The sequence below is a fragment of the Flavobacterium frigidum genome (genome assembly GCF_048286735.1).
In the GTDB taxonomy this organism is placed as follows: domain Bacteria; phylum Bacteroidota; class Bacteroidia; order Flavobacteriales; family Flavobacteriaceae; genus Flavobacterium.
Map to the genome: position 1 here is coordinate 137,963 of NZ_JBLVPU010000004.1, position 16,704 is coordinate 154,666.

The window sequence follows — 16,704 nt, forward strand, 5'->3', positions numbered from 1 at the left end:
TAATAATTAAAATACAGTAATAACAGAAAATAAAATCAAATTAAAATGTTTACACTGATACTTAAAATAATCACACAATACTTGGAAATAATAGTGAATTTTATTGCAGATGCTTTAGGCTGACGATAAATTTAGCTTAGTATTTACAAAACATTTAATAGTGATTTCAGTATAAAAATATGAACAAATACATGTACTTTTCGGTATGCTTTGCATTATTCTCTGCACTATCTTACGCCCAAAAAAAAGGTAAAATAGCATTACCTGAAATAGAAAAAGCAGTAAATACATGTCCCTGGAAAAAAAGCAAAACAAAACAAATATCTTGGTTAGAGGCAATAGATAAAAAACAAATTGACTCTATAATGGGAACGTACCAGATCAAAACAAGCACAAAAAAACCAATTAAAAAAAAATAGGAGTTACGAACATAAAAAAAGAGCCAACAGGTGTTGGCTCTTAGAATATATTTTGAATAAATACTATATTACCCGTTCAAAGCCTCAGCACCACCAACAATCTCTAAGATTTCGTTCGTAATCGAAGCTTGACGTGCTTTATTGTACGTTAATTTCAATTGATTTCTTAATTCTGTTGCGTTATCTGTTGCTTTATGCATAGCAGTCATACGAGCGCCGTGCTCTGATGCAAATGAATCACGAATACCTTTATACAGTTGTGTTTTTAATGATTTTGGAATCAAAGTCAACACGATTTCTTCTTTTGAAGGTTCAAAAATATAATCTCCTGTTGAAGCAGGTAAATCAGATTTTATAGGTGCCAATGGTAAAAATTGCTCCGTTTGAACGATTTGCGTTGCAGCATTTTTAAACTGGTTGTAGATCAACTCAATTTTATCATAGTCACCAGAAACGAATTTCTCCGTTAACAAATCAGCAATTTTCGCTACATTGTCAAAAGTAAGATCATCAAAAACAGTACTATGATTTGCAACTACAGACAGCGTTTTGCTTAAAACATCATTTCCTTTTTTACCTATGGCAAAAACATCTACTTGTTTTCCTGCATAAAACTCGGCACGGTTTTTAGCTTCTTTTATGGCATTTGTATTAAAAGCTCCAGCTAAACCTCTATTAGATGTTACTACAACTAATAATACCTTTTTAATGTCACGTTGTGTGGTATATTCTCCACCTGCATCACCTTCAAGGGTAGCAGAAAGATTTTGCAATAATTCCGTTAATTTTTCGGCATAAGGGCGCATTGCTGTGATCGCATCTTGTGCTTTCTTTAGCTTTGCTGCAGAAACCATTTTCATTGCCGATGTAATTTGCATCGTAGATGAAACGGAAGTAATTCTATTACGGATTTCCTTTAAATTTGCCATTTTATTCCCCTCCCCAACCCTCCCCGGAGGGGAGGGAGACCAAACGAGGGCACTTGTCTTATATTAATATTTATTTTTTACTACCTTATACACCTCCCCTTTGGGGAGGCCGGGTGGGGATTAGTTATATTTTGCTGATAATTCTTTTGCAACAGTTTCAATTACATCTGTAATTTCGTCTGTTAATTTTCCTGCTTTCAACGCATCAAGAGTAGCTCTGTGTTTGTTGTTCAAGAATTCTAAGAAATCTTTCTCAAATTCTCTAACTTTATTCACAGGAACATTTCTCAATAAGTTTTTAGAACCAGCATAGATAATTGCTACTTGATCTTCAACAGTATACGGATCATTCAAACCTTGTTTCAAGATCTCAACGTTTCTTTTTCCTTTTTCAATTACGTTTAAAGTAACGGCATCTAAATCTGAACCAAATTTAGCAAACGCTTCCAATTCACGGAATTGTGCTTGATCCAATTTCAAAGTACCTGCTACTTTTTTCATTGATTTAATTTGTGCATTTCCTCCAACACGAGATACCGAAATACCCACGTTAATCGCTGGACGAACCCCAGAGTTAAACAAATCTCCATCCAAGAAAATTTGACCATCTGTAATCGAAATTACGTTTGTTGGGATGTATGCCGAAACGTCACCAGCTTGAGTTTCAATAATTGGTAAAGCAGTCAATGAACCACCACCTTTTACAATAGATTTCAATGAATCTGGTAAATCGTTCATGTCTTTAGCAATTCCATCATCTGCAATTACTTTACAAGCACGCTCTAATAATCTACTGTGTAAGTAGAAAACGTCTCCAGGATATGCTTCACGTCCCGGTGGTCTTCTTAATAAAAGAGAAACTTCACGGTAGGCAACAGCTTGTTTAGATAAATCATCATAAACAATTAAAGCTGGACGACCTGAATCTCTAAAATATTCACCAATTGCAGCACCTGCGAAAGGAGCATATACTTGCATTGGAGCTGGATCAGAAGCATTAGCAGCAACAATAATAGTGTATGCCATTGCTCCTTTTTCTTCTAACATTTTTGCAATTCCTGCTACAGTTGACGCTTTTTGTCCAATTGCAACATATATACAGAATACTGGTTTCCCAGCATCATAAAATTCTTTTTGATTTAAGATCGTATCGATACAAACAGTTGATTTACCTGTTTGACGGTCACCAATAACTAGCTCACGTTGTCCACGACCTACTGGAATCATTGCATCTACTGCTTTGATACCTGTTTGTAATGGCTCAGTAACTGGTTGACGGAAGATAACTCCAGGAGCTTTTCTTTCTAAAGGCATCTCGTATAAATCTCCACCAATTGGCCCTTTTCCATCAATTGGAAAACCAAGAGTGTTTACTACACGACCTACCATTTGTTCTCCTACTTTAAGAGAAGCAATACGTTGTGTTCTTTTTGCAGTTGAACCTTCTTTGATTCCTGTAGATGGTCCTAAAAGTACCACACCAACATTATCTTCTTCAAGATTCAAAACAATAGCTTCTAAACCATTGTCAAACTCTACTAACTCTCCATATTGAACGTTAGAAAGCCCGTAAATACGAGCAATACCATCTCCAACTTGAAGTACGGTTCCTACTTCCTCTAGTGTAGCACCAGATTCAAAACCTTCTACTTGCTTTCTTAATATTGCTGAAATTTCAGCAGGTTTAATTTCCGCCATCTTATTTTATGATTTAAACACTTAAATGTGCAATAAACTAATTACTTAACTCTCTTTTTAATACTTGTAATCTGTTGGCTACTGAAGCATTGTATTGCTTGTCTCCTATTCTAAGGATAAATCCACCTATGATGGCTTCATCTACTATATTTTCTATTGTGATTTTTTTATCCGAAAGAGTAGCAATTTTAGCCAAAACTTGTGCTTCTAATGCTACATCCATAGGGATTGCTGTAGTAACTTGAGCTACTTCAACACCATTCATAATGTCAGATAATTTACTGTACTCTCCCGCAATTGCTTCTAGAATTTCGAATCTTTTGTTTTCGAATAACAAATGAAACAATCCTTGCGTTACGCCATTGATACCTGCAAAAACTTCTAACAGTGCTTGCTCTTTTACTTCGACTTTAGTAGTTGGATTTTGAATAAAAGTACTCAATTCCAAATTACCATTTATCGTTGAAGCTATAGTTTTCATATCGTTATTTACAACTTCGGCAACACCTTTTGAGTTTGCTAAGTCTAGAATTGCTTTTGCATAACGAATTGCTGCTCTTGTACTTGCCATAATTGTTAGTTTAACTTTACGTCACCTAACATTTTCTCAACTAATTTAGTTTGAGCTTCTTTGTTAGATAATTCGTCTTTCAATATTTTTTCTGCAATGCTTAATGATAAAGTTGAAACTTGTAATTTCAATTCTGCCATTGCTGCGTTTTTTTCGCTTTCAATTGCTGCTTTTGCCTGTTCAATCATTTTTAATCCTTGAACTTGCGCTTCATTTTTAGCATCAGCAACCATTTTTTCTTTCATTTCACGAGCTTCTTTAAGCATGTTATCACGCTCTAATCTTGCTTCTTGTAAAATACGTTGGTTGTCAGCTTGAAGATTTTGCATTTCATTTCTAGCATTTTCAGCAGAAAGTAATGCGTTTTTAATTCCTTCTTCTCTATCATTTACTGCATCAAGAATTGGTTTCCAAGCGAATTTTTTTAGTAAAAGGATTAATCCAACAAACAAAACTGTTTGCATGATAAATAAACCAAATGAAAATTGACCTAATAATTCTTCCATTATATATATTGTTTAATTTTAATTTTCAATTTAAACAATTGTTGCAACCAACCGTTGCAACAATTGTCTTTTTTAAATTATTTTACTGCGAATAACGCTGCAAAACCAATTCCTTCAATAAGTGCAGCTGCGATAAGCATTGCAGTTTGAATTTTTCCAGAAGCTTCTGGTTGACGTGCAATAGCATCCATCGCTGATCCACCAATTCTACCAATACCTAAACCAGCACCGATAACAATTAATCCAGCTCCTACAAGGTTAAGAGTTCCTTCCATAATGTATATATATTTAATTAAACATTCAATTTATCTTGCCAGCCCGTATGCTGGTCCTCACACAAAATGTCCGAAGGACATTTTTAATGATGCTCCGCTCCTTCGTGATGATGCTCTTCTTTAGCTGCGCCGAAATATAATGCAGTTAACATAGTGAAAATATAAGCTTGCAATAAAGCAACTAATATTTCTAATATTGATAACACAAAAGCCAACACAAAAGATAATGGGCTTCCGATTGGACTATTAAAAGTATACATTAATGCAATAATACTCATTAAAACTACGTGACCCGCTAACATATTAGCATACAAACGAATCATTAATGAAAATGGTTTAATAATCGTTCCTAAAAACTCAATAGGCGCCAATATAATTTTCATTGGAACTGGCACACCTGGCATCCAGAAAATGTGACCCCAATAGTTACCATTAGCAGTAAAAGTTGTTATTAAGTATGTAATAATCGCTAAAGCTGCAGTAATTGCAATATTTCCTGTAACGTTAACCCCAAGTGGCGTTAAACCGAACATATTCAAGAACCAAATAAAGAAAAATACAGTCAATAAGTGACTCATGTATTTTTTATAATGCTTTTCTCCAATATTAGGAATTGCAATTTCATCTCTAATATATAAAACTAAAGGCTCAAAAAATCTTCCAACTCCAGTAGCAATACCTCCATTTTTACCATAAGATTTACCAAGATTTCTAAAAATTACAAGCATTAATAAAGCAACGATTAAAATCATCACGATACTTTTAGTCATTGAGAAATCGATTGGTTTTGTATTTGTAGTATGATGCTTTTCATCAACATTAAAAGTTCCTTTTGCACCTGTATTATAAATCATACCGTTATGATGATTTATTGCAAAGTATTTTCCATTTGATTCAACAACTGCTTCACCGTGGTTAAATTTAGATGACATAAAGAAATGCAATCCATCTTCCCATAAGATTACTGGCAAAGGAAAACCAATATGTTTTTCATGACCTGATTCTTTTCCATAAGAAAATAAATGAAAATCATGTGAATCCAATAAGTGATGTTGTATGAATTCAGCTCTTTCTTCGGCTGCTAAATCTTCTTTAGAAACTACTTCTTTTGTTGTCGTGGCTGTTTCAGTGACAACTTTAGCTGAATCTGAAACTAAGTGAACTGATTCAGCGTGTACTTTTGTACTATCTGAAACGATATTTGCAAAACTAAATAATGGAAGACCTGCAGTTAATGCTATCAATATAAATCTAAGTGGATGCTTTGAAATTACCATATATAAAATACTATAATACTAGGTTTGTAAATTTGGTGCAAATGTACATCTTTTATTAATATTCAAAAGAATATAAAAATTTATTTTTGGCAGATTTACACCTTGAATTCGATATTTATTGCTTTTCGTTTAGTATCCGTATCGTTAAAACGGTTTCAATTGCTAAAAAGAGAATAAACATCATAAAAAAATTCTTTTTCTCTATTGCATTGTTTTCAGTGGCAATCTGCAATATAGGCTTTAAAATCAGATAACAAACAATCATTTTAATGCTTGTACTCAAAAGAAATGACATCCCTACATTATCAAAACTGCGCTCCTTGACTTTTAGCAACACCACAAATACTATGATCGACAAAACTAGAAATATTAAATAAAGTGTCTCTATCGAATAATAAAAAGTAGCATCATTAATACCTAGTAGATAAAATGCAATCCGGTGCAGCACATAAGCCAATCCTACAAGTGTAAATAATGATAAAAGCGGTTTGTAATTTTTTATATTCATTTTTATATTTTTTGCCGTAACGGCATAAAGGCGCAACATCATTTCTACTACTAAAGCATCGCAACGTTTGCAGCTGTTGTTTTGATGTTTATTAAAAGAAATTACTGCGTTTTATTCATTTCATTTACCTGACGAATCACATTGTACAAAGCCAAGGCAACGCCTACTAAAACTAAAATTTTATTGTAATATACTCTTGGATGGGGATGATTTTCATCTAACCAATTTCCGAGATAGGAAAACGCAAAGATAATGGCTCCCATCTGAATCGGAATATTAATCAGCGCTAACCATTTATTCGCTCTTTTTTTCTGGTTGTTGTCCATCGTTTAGGATGCTGTTTTTTATATTATTCATGGTACACGAAGCACTAAAATCGGCACCTGGCTCCACTGAAAGTTTGCCTACCCTAACGGTTCCTTGAATGCTGGCTTTTGATTTTATACTGAGTAACTCAGCAACCTCAATTGTTCCTTCAAATTCGCCTTCAATATCAGCGTTCTTGCACACAATATCACCCACAACACTTCCGGCTGGACCAATTACAATTTTTCCGGGTGACTGAAAATTACCAATTAATTTTCCGTCTAATCTAAAATCAGCTTGTGAAATAATATCGCCTTTTATAGTAGTTCCTTCGACAATTCTATTGGTTTTTCCCAACAAATCTGTGTAGGGTTTTTGCTTTTTATCAAACATATTTATTGGTTTTTTGAGGCTAAATAAAGATCTAAGTTTTTCTTGATCTGAATGACTTTGTAGTTCTCTCCAGATATCACAATTGCAGGATCGCTTAGTTTGTATTTTGCATTGTCTTTTAATACAAATACAATATCCTTAGCATAAACCTCTGATTTTATTCCGTGAATAGTGATAAAATTTTCTTTTTCGGAATAAATATCATAGGAATAGGATAGTATTTGAAGGTCTTGTGCTGCAATAAACAGTTTGATTTTTTCCTCTAATGCTTTTGTGTTTTTATCGTCTTTTGCTCCTACTTTGTATAAAATTTTCCATTTACTGGAGTCTGTTGTACTCAATTCCATTTTTTCTAAAAATGGAATTTGATTCGTTACAATTTCTTGTGCATTTTTCCCTTCTTCACTGTTGGGATAGGTATCAGCTACTTGTTGCAATGCGTTTTTATAAGCGGATAATCCTTTTAATTTTCCGAGAGTGTTTGCTTTAAGCAATTCGAATTTAGACACAATTTCGTCTCCTGAAAACTGAATAATCAAAGCATCTGAATTTTCTAAAACAGTAACAAATTGCTCTTGCTCGTATAATTTATACCATTTGGTGTAGGTACTTTCAGGTGTTTCAGTAAGACTAGCAGCATTTGCGGTAGTATTATTCATGATTTGTGCATAACGCGATTCAGGATATTCTGCCGATATTCTTTTTTTCATCGCTTCGGCTTTGGTTGCATCTGTAATTTGATATAATTTATACAAGTTGTACAACGCTGGGAGCACTAGTTTTTCTTCTGGTTTGTTGTTTAATAATTGTTCTAGTTTGGCAATAGCCAAGTCATTTTCCTTGAACTTTTCTTTATAAATAATCCCTAATTGGTAATATGCAAAATTGCGTTCTTTGGCTATAATGTCAAGTTCAGCTTGTGCAACTGGAAGTTGTTTCAAATAAAAATCGGTGGTGTATTGTTCTACAAATTTTTCAGTTTTTGTAGCGTCTACAAGCGTCTCTCCTCCATCGGTTAGCGAATCTGAAGCTACTGTATTTAGAGCGCTAGTTGGTATTCTCCAGTTACCTTTTGGCGATCTGTCACCCCATATTTTTTTGAATTCTAATTTTCCAAAAGCTACGGTGGTTGGATTATAAAAATAAAAAACACTACCTGCTTGTTGCGAGGAAACATTAGGGATAGCCGGCGGCATCAACGCAGCTATTTTGGCAGGTTTTCCTGGCTGCTGATTAGAAGCTGGATCAATAGAACTGATCGAACTGTTCCTTTCTATGTTTTCTTGTTTTTGTTTTTGCTTTTCCTCAAGAACTCTCTTGATTTCATCTGCGGCCTTTAATTTGACAATATATTTTTCAAAAAAGGTGATCTTGTCACTGTTATTCATGGCAACTACATTCAAAATACTGTCATTTCGTTTGGCAAGAGCCTCATACAAAATTACTTCATCGAGATTGTTTCTAATTTTTTGAATTTTATTATGCTCTCTCGATTTGTTGTCCAGCCTTACTAATGTGCTGTCGTAATATTTTGCAGCAGCAGGATAGGCAGCATTTCTAAAATACATATTTCCTAAATTTTGGTAATTTGAAGCGATCAAATAGGAATCTTTTGAATTTGTTTTTAGGGACAAATTATAAAAATCTACTGCTTTTTTCGAATCATTTTTCTGATCATAAAAAACGGCCATTTGATAAAAAATTAAATCTTTATACGGGCGGTTTTCTCTGTCTTTTATTAATTTATCAAATGTTTTTGTAAAAGAATTGAAATCACCGTTTTGATAATCAAACAATTCTGCTTTTTTAGCATGCGCCTGAATGACAAATTTTCGATCCGCTTTTCGGTTCATGTCAATCACTGATTGATAGGCAGTCACAGCGCTATCCTTGTACCCTAATTGTTGATACAATTGTCCCAAAATGAAACGATATCTCGCTCTTTCTTGATTGATCTTTGTGAAATCTATGGCCAATTTTAGTTTAGCAACGGCGCTGTCTTTTTCTTCTAAGTTTAAAAAAGACTCAGATAACAGTGCATTCGCATTTGCAAAAACCTGATTTTTTACCTCGTGATCTTCTAATAATTTACTGATGTTTTTTATCACCAAAGCATCGTTACCCAAACGCATGTTTGTTTTTTCGCGCCAAATTTTGGCTTCGTAAATTTTACTGCTGTTGGGATATTTGTACAAAATGTAGTTGAAGGCATCGAGTGCGGGAATAAATCGCTGATCGTAATACCTAGATTTACCTAACATGAGATACGCCTCGTCTATTTGAAAGTTTTTCTCTCTTCCGCCAATATTCATACTATGTTTCTGAATGGCTTTAGTCGCTTTGGCTTCGGCCAATTCAAAATTGGTGTTTTTAGGTTTAGTTGTAGTGGTGAAGTCCTCTACGATTTCCATTTTTTCTATTGGCAGTCGTTTCCAGAAATTGTCATCAGAATTTGCTTTTATTTCCTTAACGCCTTTGTCTAAACCTACTTGTCCGTTGTATAGTATGTTGTACTTTGTACTCAAAGCATGGGAATTTCGAGCCAGAAAAGTATCTTTCTTAGTAGAACAGGCTACTAAAAAAATGAAAAAAAGGAAGAAAAATAATGATTTAAGTAGGTTGACTTTCAATGGAAAACGTTTTTATCAATTAACTTTTAAATACGGTTTTTAGTATATTGACTGGTAAAAATACGTTTCTTTTTGGTATCGTGAAAATTATCGAGGTTTATTTGAGTCTTTCGAGCGCATGAGGGATGGAAGCGGCATCCTTTATTTTCTTTCTTTAAGAAAATAAAGATACAGCGTACAGCCCGACCCGAAGTTGCGAGGAGGAACGACGAAGCAATGACGCAGGGTCATGCCCAAAACAAACTTCTGGGTAGAAAATCTAAAAAGAAACCGCAAATTCACTACTTACACACTACTAAAGTTTATAATTAGCGAATTTGCGGTTGCCATATTTAATATTTAAACCGCAAAAAACAATTCTAGTTCTTTTAAAGTTTCTGGTGAAGTTTGAATATCCTTGACCACTTCGCCTTTATGCATGGCTACAATCCTGTCGCTTACCTCAACGGTGTGCTGCAAATCGTGGCTAGAAACGAGTACGGTAACCTCCGGATTATCCGCTAAATCCTTGATGATTTTTTTTAAGCGGAATTGGGTTGTTGGGTCTAAATTAGCAAACGGTTCGTCTAGAATAATAACTTCTGGATTCCCAATTAAAGTGGCGATGATACCGACTTTTTTCTGGTTTCCTTTGGACAAATCGCGTAAATATTTTTTGTTTTTTAGGATTTCTCCGTTGAAAAATTCTTCGTGCGTGGCCAATAAGGCATCAACATCGGCTTTGTTTTGACCGCGTAAATCACCTATGAAATAAAAATATTCTTCGGGTGTCAAATACCCAATCAGGAAACTTTCGTCTAGGAACGATGCGGTGAAGGGTTTCCATGCTTCGCTGGTATTTACTTGTACGCCGTTGTTGACAATGTTTCCCGTTGATGGCTGAATTAGATCCAGTAAAAGGCTGAAAAAAGTAGTTTTTCCTGCACCGTTATTGCCTACTAAGCCAAAGCTTTCGCCTTTTTTAATTTCTAAAGTATCTATTTTTAATACGGTTGTTCCGTTGTATGTTTTTGAAAGATTGTTTACTTGTATCATTTTTTGAAGTTTAATCGTTAAACTGGTTATTTGGTTATTTAAATCAAAAGCTTTTGAAAAATTGAAAATGTTTTTTTTAAACCATTAAGAGATTAAGAAAAATTAAGGTCTATTGAATCGTTCTATTTTAATCGTTTTCATTTTGAAAGTCTAAATAGGACTTAAAGCGTTTGTCTTGATGATTACTCTAAATGTTATTTATCCTTTTTGTTTGTACGCCGCAATGGTCGCGTATTTCTCTGATTTATAGATTTTTTCAATCAAGGAGAATGCTTTTTCTTTGAAGGCAAATCCAATTACTCCTATCCCTGCTACTAGCACTAAGCCTATGTTTGGGTTTCCAAATTTTGAACCCAACCAATACAGAAAAACTGGTAATCCTAATTGCGGTATGGAGATGAGCATGGTTTTTACATTAAACGCTTTTTTGTCACCAAAGGCACCTTTTCCAGAACTCAAATCGATGGGTGTTTTTGTGTACGCGCCACCTAATAAAACCAAATGAGAATTGACTCCAATGTTATAAATGGCACCCACAATGATGGTCAAATACACCTGTACCCCAAAGTAAAGATAGAAGGAAGCAATGGTTGTAGTAACAATTGTAGCGATAACCATGAGCCACCATTTTGAACTCAAGTAGCCTTTGTACGGAATATTTTGTGTCATCATGAGTTGGTAATACGAACTATCCCAACTTGGTACAAATTGTCCGAAAGTGATTAAGAATCCACCGGAAACTATAATCCCACCCAAAATTTGCATTGCAGGACTGCTGTACATAGGAATTCTATTGGTAAAGAAAAGCAAACCGTAAACAAGAAACATAACGCTAAGTCCAACCGTAGTTTTAGAACGTTTGTTTCGTTTGATTAATTTAATGTCGTTTTTCAAGAAGGTTCCTATGGTTCCAAATTGGTTCAACCAAGTCAAGTCCTCTGTTTTAGCAACATCATGTTTACTGGACAATCCCGCATCCAGATATAAATTCTTTTTGAAATACTGGAAAGTAACAATATACAAACCAACAAGTGCCATAACTGGTATTGCAAAAGCCCAATACGTATTGAAAATGGCATTGAAAAATGGCGCAGTATAATCGGTAACATTAAAAAATCCGTAATAGTGTAAGCCCGCTAAAACAGCAGCTATTGCTAGGAAAATACCAAATAAATTGTCTTTGTTACTTAAAATAATATTAATGAAGTTATTGATGTACAACAGTGAATACAAGGCTAGAAACCAAAGCACAACAGATAAAATGTCATACCCTTCGATCAGCAATACTACGCAAAATGGAATTAGAAAAAAACCATGAACGAGATTAAAGAAAGATAAAATGGTTTTTCCCAAAGAGAAATGTACAATTGTCGCTTTTTTAATTGGGAAAACTAGCATGGGACGAATGTTCAGCACCGGAATTTTTTGCAGTAGCAATCGGATGATTAAATCGATTAATACGTAATAAATCATAAATTTATTTACTGTAGCAATTGGGTCTAAATTTTCTTTCTTTAAAATGTAAAAAACACCTATTCCTAATGCTAAGAAAATCAGAATAAAATAAATGGCAACAAAACCCATCAGGATTTTTAAAGCTAAATTAGTGGCAAACGATGCCGATCTAATAAATGCTTTCCATTCGAGATAGAGGAATTTTTGAATCATAATATGGTTATTTGGTTTGCTAGTAAGTAACTCAAAGTGGGAAAACGTTACACGTTTTCTAATTTATATTCGGGATAGGTAGCTTCTAGGTATTGTGTGGCTTTGGAGGGGATTATTTTGAAAATGATGAAAAGAAATAGGCTAAATGATACTAAAAAGAAGCTCAGCCCCAATATCTCGTAATCATTTATTAGATATTCTTCGGGATGATTAAAGATATGTATCATCGTATTGAAAGGGATAGTAATAATTGCCGAAATACTTCCGTAATTGTGGATAACCTCCTCAAATAACCAAAGTTTCTCTCCGCTTTTTTTTCTGTTTTTGGTGGTTTTGTGATTTTTGTACAATTCATAAAACATAGTGATGAACAATAAAAGGTATGTTCCCATGAAAATATATTCCCTATAAACACTAAACTTTAAAACAATAAATAAAGCTAAAGTCATGGCTGTTGTCAGTACAATTTTAGGGATACTGAAAAAATCTTTGAAATACTGCCAAACAATTTTGTAGTACTTTTTGTTTAGCACCGCTCGTCGTTTTTCAAGTACGTCCATAAAACCAAAAACTCCAAACTTTTTAAACTCGATATTTAAAGCATCGTCAAAAGTAAGTTTTGGACTCAGTTCTATTTGCGCTTCAATGGCATTCGCAAGATGATCTACAAGCTCTGATTGCAAGTCGTAATATTCTACATAATGCTGTCGGGTAAAAAGGTAGAGTTGGTCTATTTGTTGGGTGGTTAATTTCATATTCTATTTTGCTATTCTTGAAAGTTATTTGTCATTTACTATTTTCCTGCTTTTTTCTCTCTATTTTGTCATGCTGAGGAACGAAGCATCTCTATATTGCTACGTAAACAAGTCGTTCAAAAAATTCAACTCCGGATTAATTGATTTTATTAGTGTAATTTTCTTGTCTTTCTTCCATCCTTTAATCTCTTTTTCTTTGGCAATTGCTAGTTTTATCGACGTAAATTTTTCGAAATACAACAAAAAATGAACGTTATATTTGGCGGTAAACGAATTCGGATTTAAGGATTCTATGTGCTGCTGTAGTCGAATTTTTAAATTATTTGTAACTCCGGTGTACAAAACGGTTTTCGCTTTATTGGTTAAAATGTAAACATAGTAAGTATGATAACCTTCTTGATATTCCATCATGTTTTTAGATTTAAAATGAAGTTCCAGTTTGTATAGATGCTTCGTTCCTCAGCATTATGAGTAATTTCAATAGCTAAATTCTTTACGAGTCTTTTATATGCGTTGGCTAAATGAATTGTGAGCAACTTGTAGAGATGCTTCGTTCCTCAGCATGAAAAATTTGTGGGTTGATAATCTGAGTTAGGTGGTTAGTTTCATAAAATTAATTCAGTTGGTATTGTTTTTTAATTTTCGCTACAATTTTAGTGTTAATATGTAAACCCGTGATACTAAATAAAATACCTAAAACCCAAAAACAAATAAATGGTATCACTAATAGATGATTCTGTTGGATTTCCTCCTTGAAATTATTGGAGAAGTCAATTCCACATTGAGGAAAAATTATCACACTAACATAAAAATTCTGACTGTTAATTGCTAAAAAACGTTTGCCATTTATTTTTTGGTTTTTTATCCAACTGTACATAAATGGAATCGATAACGCTAGAAGCAACAGATTTAAACGAAAAATAAATTCATGCGGTTCTTCGAAGTAAAAAGATACTTGATAAGCTAGAAATCCCAACAGAATGCTTCCAAAAATTTTAGGGAACTTCAAATACTCAGTTATCATTTTTCGTTGAATTCGATTGTATTCTTTTCGAAGAATCGCAATTCTTTCTTTTTCTATGGCTTTAAAACCATTCCGTCCAAAACGATTCTCAGCATACTGTTTCACTTGATGAAAGGTCAATTCTGGATCTTTCTCCCAAATTTCTTCCATACTATTTACCATGTGATCCGTAAGCTCCACTTGCAATTCATACCATTTAATATCAAAGGAGTTGACATAATTGGCGACGTATTCTATTTGTTCGACAGTTAATTTCATCTTCAAAAAATTAAAATTCTAAACTAGGTTTTGGGTTCACTAAACTCTGCATGTTTCTGATGAAATCTTCTAACTCTGAGAGTCGGTTTACGGTTTCAGTGGTTCCTTTCTCAGTGAGTTTGTAGTATTTACGCATGCGGTTGTCTACTTTCTCCATTTCTACATCCAGAATTCCTTCGGCCTCGAGTTTGTGAAGCGCAGGATACAAAGCGCCTTCGGTAATGTTAAGCTCGCCTAGCGTTATGGCTTTTACTTTTTGTGTGATTTCATAACCGTACATCTTGCCATTTTCCTCCAGCAATTTCATGATTATGGTGTTCAAACTACCCTTGTATAATTGTGAATTTTTCATTTCAATCCTATTTTGAAAAACAAATATACATAAGATTCTTATACATAACACTTCTAGGTATGTAAATTTTTCAAACGCTTTAATTTAAGAAACCTATTGACTTTGTATATTTGTAAAAAATATAATCACATGTCATCCTTTTTAAAACTTATCATAAAAGAAGTAAAACCCGAAACCAAAGACGCGGTTTCCATACTTTTTAATGTTCCTCAAGAACTAAAAGCAAACTATGCTTTTATTGCTGGACAATACTTGAACTTAAAATTAACTCTCGACGGTCAAGAAATTCGCCGTGCCTATTCTATTTGCTCATCGCCTGATAGTGGTGAATTACGTATTGCAGTAAAAGCAGTACCTAGTGGTGCTTTTTCTCAGTTTGCCAAAACAAAACTTAAAGCGGGAGATGTACTTGAAGTAGGAACGCCAGAGGGAAAATTTACCTTTGAACCTCAGGCTGAACGCCAAAAAAACTATGCGGCATTTGCAGCTGGAAGCGGAATTACACCCGTGATGTCTATCCTTAAATCCGTATTGAAAAACGAACCAAAGAGTTCCTTTGTATTGGTTTACGGGAACAAAACACCCGAAGAAACCATCTTTCACCAAGAATTACACGATTTGCAACTACAATATGTAGGACGCCTATTTGTACATTATGTTTTCAGTCAAGCCAAAGTAGAGCCTGCTTTGTTTGGTCGCATCGAAAAATCGACCGTGAATTTTGTTTTAAATAACAAACACAAAGAGCTTGACTTTGATAAGTTCTATTTGTGTGGACCCGAGGAAATGATCAATATTGTTTCCGGTGTTTTAAAAGAACATAACGTCAAGGAATCAAATATTAAATTCGAATTATTTGCTTCTTCTACCAAAGAAAACGCAATCGAAAAATCATTAGGCGGCCATTCAAAAATCACCATCATGGTAGATGACGAGGAAACAACTTTTGAAATGTCACAAAAACAAACCGTTCTTGACGCAGCCTTAAAACAAGGTATTGATGCGCCATATTCCTGCCAAGGCGGAATTTGCAGCAGCTGCCTAGCACGTGTTACTTCTGGAACAGCTGAAATGTCTAAAAATTCCATTCTTACCGATAAAGAAATTGCCGATGGTTTGATTCTGACTTGTCAAGCGCATCCAACATCAGAAAGTATTTATGTAGATTATGATGATGTTTAAACGATAAATATCTAAAACTAAAAAATTCCAAATTCCAACCTTAAAAGTTGGGATTTGGAATTTTTTAATTTTAGATATTTCTAAAATCTGGTCATTTCATTACAAAAAAGCATTCCAAAAAAACAGGTTTTTTTGTCTTTTATTCTCTTCCTTGTCTTCCCCGTACGTATACCAGTCTTTTGTTTTTTCTTCAATAAAAGTTTTTAGGCCCATTAAATCGTACGTTTTTTTGGCAATTGTCGGTTTTATTACCGCAGTGTCACTGATTTTTACATCTATTTTAGTCGCCATAAACGAAGTATACAGTCTTGGAATAGAAAGTCCTAAAATCATGCCCGGTAAGCCATTTATAGAGCATGGACCGCCAGAGATAATAATGTCATCCGTGTAAAAAGCAAATACATAGACGTCATCATAAATTTTACCTACGGCTTTGCGGCAATTGTAGCCCGCTATTTCTCGGTGTTCATTTGTTATTTTCCACTGTATATTTGGTATGCTATCTTCCACTACAAAATTAGTTCCTACAATTTGTTTTTGCATGTTCATTTTGTTCGTAGTAAAATCAAAATACCAAGCGTCTTCTTCGTCTGCCTCTTTTTGTTGTTTTGGTATTCTGGTTTTTGGACTCCATCTATCAAATTTGTAAATGCTTTTATTGTTTTCAAAGCTATAGGTGTAATAGGATATTTTCAAGTCAGACATATTGTCTTTTATCATCTCATCCCAACTGTCATTACTCATCGTTTTTTTTAGATTAGTACTAACTTCGTATTCAATTACTGCCTTGTTTACAAATTGCTGCGCAAAACTGCTGGTAGCGCACAATGTTATGGCGAAATAAAAATATAGTGTTTTCATGAGTCTTAATGTTTTTGTATATTAAATCAAATTGGATTATAGAGTGCTCTTAAAAGT

At 34.1% G+C, this 16,704-nt stretch carries 19 protein-coding genes; 2 read left to right on the plus strand and 17 right to left on the minus strand.

What is annotated here, in order from left to right; all coding sequences use genetic code 11:
* The first annotated feature begins 179 nt into the window (after positions 1-179).
* Positions 180-419, plus strand: coding sequence for a hypothetical protein (locus ACNQGO_RS04040; protein WP_417945569.1), 240 nt, complete (start codon positions 180-182; stop codon positions 417-419).
* 68 nt (positions 420-487) lie between these two features.
* On the opposite strand, the gene atpG is transcribed toward ACNQGO_RS04040, so the two are convergent.
* The 16 genes from atpG to ACNQGO_RS04120 all read right to left on the minus strand — a co-directional run bounded on the left by atpG (position 488) and on the right by ACNQGO_RS04120 (position 14,604).
* Positions 488-1,348 (minus strand): ATP synthase F1 subunit gamma, encoded by an 861-nt coding sequence (gene atpG, locus ACNQGO_RS04045; protein WP_417945567.1) that lies wholly within the window; start codon positions 1,346-1,348, stop codon positions 488-490.
* 120 nt (positions 1,349-1,468) lie between these two features.
* Positions 1,469-3,046, minus strand: a complete 1,578-nt coding sequence (atpA, locus tag ACNQGO_RS04050; RefSeq protein ID WP_114753732.1) for a F0F1 ATP synthase subunit alpha — start codon at positions 3,044-3,046, stop codon at positions 1,469-1,471.
* Between the two features lie 37 nt (positions 3,047-3,083).
* Positions 3,084-3,617 (minus strand): ATP synthase F1 subunit delta, encoded by a 534-nt coding sequence (gene atpH, locus ACNQGO_RS04055; protein WP_417984314.1) that lies wholly within the window; start codon positions 3,615-3,617, stop codon positions 3,084-3,086.
* Between the two features lie 5 nt (positions 3,618-3,622).
* Complete coding sequence (locus ACNQGO_RS04060) at positions 3,623-4,123, minus strand: F0F1 ATP synthase subunit B (RefSeq protein ID WP_309756698.1); 501 nt, start codon at positions 4,121-4,123, stop codon at positions 3,623-3,625.
* Between the two features lie 77 nt (positions 4,124-4,200).
* Positions 4,201-4,398, minus strand: a complete 198-nt coding sequence (gene atpE, locus ACNQGO_RS04065) for an ATP synthase F0 subunit C (protein WP_291242009.1) — start codon at positions 4,396-4,398, stop codon at positions 4,201-4,203.
* Between the two features lie 83 nt (positions 4,399-4,481).
* Positions 4,482-5,675, minus strand: a complete 1,194-nt coding sequence (gene atpB, locus ACNQGO_RS04070; protein WP_417947782.1) for a F0F1 ATP synthase subunit A — start codon at positions 5,673-5,675, stop codon at positions 4,482-4,484.
* Between the two features lie 115 nt (positions 5,676-5,790).
* Positions 5,791-6,183 (minus strand): hypothetical protein, encoded by a 393-nt coding sequence (locus tag ACNQGO_RS04075; protein WP_417972149.1) that lies wholly within the window; start codon positions 6,181-6,183, stop codon positions 5,791-5,793.
* A 101-nt stretch (positions 6,184-6,284) separates the two neighbouring features.
* Positions 6,285-6,509, minus strand: a complete 225-nt coding sequence (locus ACNQGO_RS04080; protein ID WP_417948306.1) for an AtpZ/AtpI family protein — start codon at positions 6,507-6,509, stop codon at positions 6,285-6,287.
* Positions 6,478-6,882, minus strand: coding sequence for a bactofilin family protein (locus tag ACNQGO_RS04085; RefSeq protein WP_417984316.1), 405 nt, complete (start codon positions 6,880-6,882; stop codon positions 6,478-6,480). The genes ACNQGO_RS04080 and ACNQGO_RS04085 overlap by 32 nt, the downstream gene beginning before the upstream one ends.
* 2 nt (positions 6,883-6,884) lie before the next feature.
* Entirely contained in the window at positions 6,885-9,512 is a 2,628-nt protein-coding gene (gene porW / locus ACNQGO_RS04090) for a type IX secretion system periplasmic lipoprotein PorW/SprE (RefSeq protein ID WP_417984318.1), read from the minus strand.
* Positions 9,513-9,851: 339 nt separating this feature from the next.
* Positions 9,852-10,547, minus strand: a complete 696-nt coding sequence (locus ACNQGO_RS04095; RefSeq protein ID WP_417947922.1) for an ABC transporter ATP-binding protein — start codon at positions 10,545-10,547, stop codon at positions 9,852-9,854.
* A gap of 198 nt (positions 10,548-10,745) precedes the next feature.
* Positions 10,746-12,215: a DUF5687 family protein gene (locus tag ACNQGO_RS04100; RefSeq protein WP_417984320.1), complete on the minus strand. Its 1,470-nt coding sequence runs from the start codon at positions 12,213-12,215 to the stop codon at positions 10,746-10,748.
* A gap of 47 nt (positions 12,216-12,262) precedes the next feature.
* Positions 12,263-12,970 (minus strand): hypothetical protein, encoded by a 708-nt coding sequence (locus ACNQGO_RS04105; RefSeq protein WP_417984322.1) that lies wholly within the window; start codon positions 12,968-12,970, stop codon positions 12,263-12,265.
* A gap of 99 nt (positions 12,971-13,069) precedes the next feature.
* On the minus strand, positions 13,070-13,381 hold the full coding sequence (locus tag ACNQGO_RS04110; protein WP_417984324.1) for a GIY-YIG nuclease family protein: 312 nt from the start codon (positions 13,379-13,381) through the stop codon (positions 13,070-13,072).
* A 202-nt stretch (positions 13,382-13,583) separates the two neighbouring features.
* Entirely contained in the window at positions 13,584-14,252 is a 669-nt protein-coding gene (locus ACNQGO_RS04115; protein WP_417984326.1) for a hypothetical protein, read from the minus strand.
* A 10-nt stretch (positions 14,253-14,262) separates the two neighbouring features.
* Positions 14,263-14,604, minus strand: a complete 342-nt coding sequence (locus ACNQGO_RS04120; RefSeq protein WP_417945541.1) for a PadR family transcriptional regulator — start codon at positions 14,602-14,604, stop codon at positions 14,263-14,265.
* A gap of 129 nt (positions 14,605-14,733) precedes the next feature.
* On the opposite strand from ACNQGO_RS04120, the gene ACNQGO_RS04125 reads away from it, so the two are divergent.
* Complete coding sequence (locus ACNQGO_RS04125; RefSeq protein ID WP_417945538.1) at positions 14,734-15,786, plus strand: 2Fe-2S iron-sulfur cluster-binding protein; 1,053 nt, start codon at positions 14,734-14,736, stop codon at positions 15,784-15,786.
* A gap of 99 nt (positions 15,787-15,885) precedes the next feature.
* Here ACNQGO_RS04125 and ACNQGO_RS04130 read toward each other — a convergent pair whose 3' ends face one another.
* A complete protein-coding gene (locus tag ACNQGO_RS04130) occupies positions 15,886-16,647 on the minus strand; it encodes a GLPGLI family protein (protein WP_417984328.1) in 762 nt (253 codons plus the stop codon).
* Positions 16,648-16,704 lie beyond the last annotated feature (57 nt).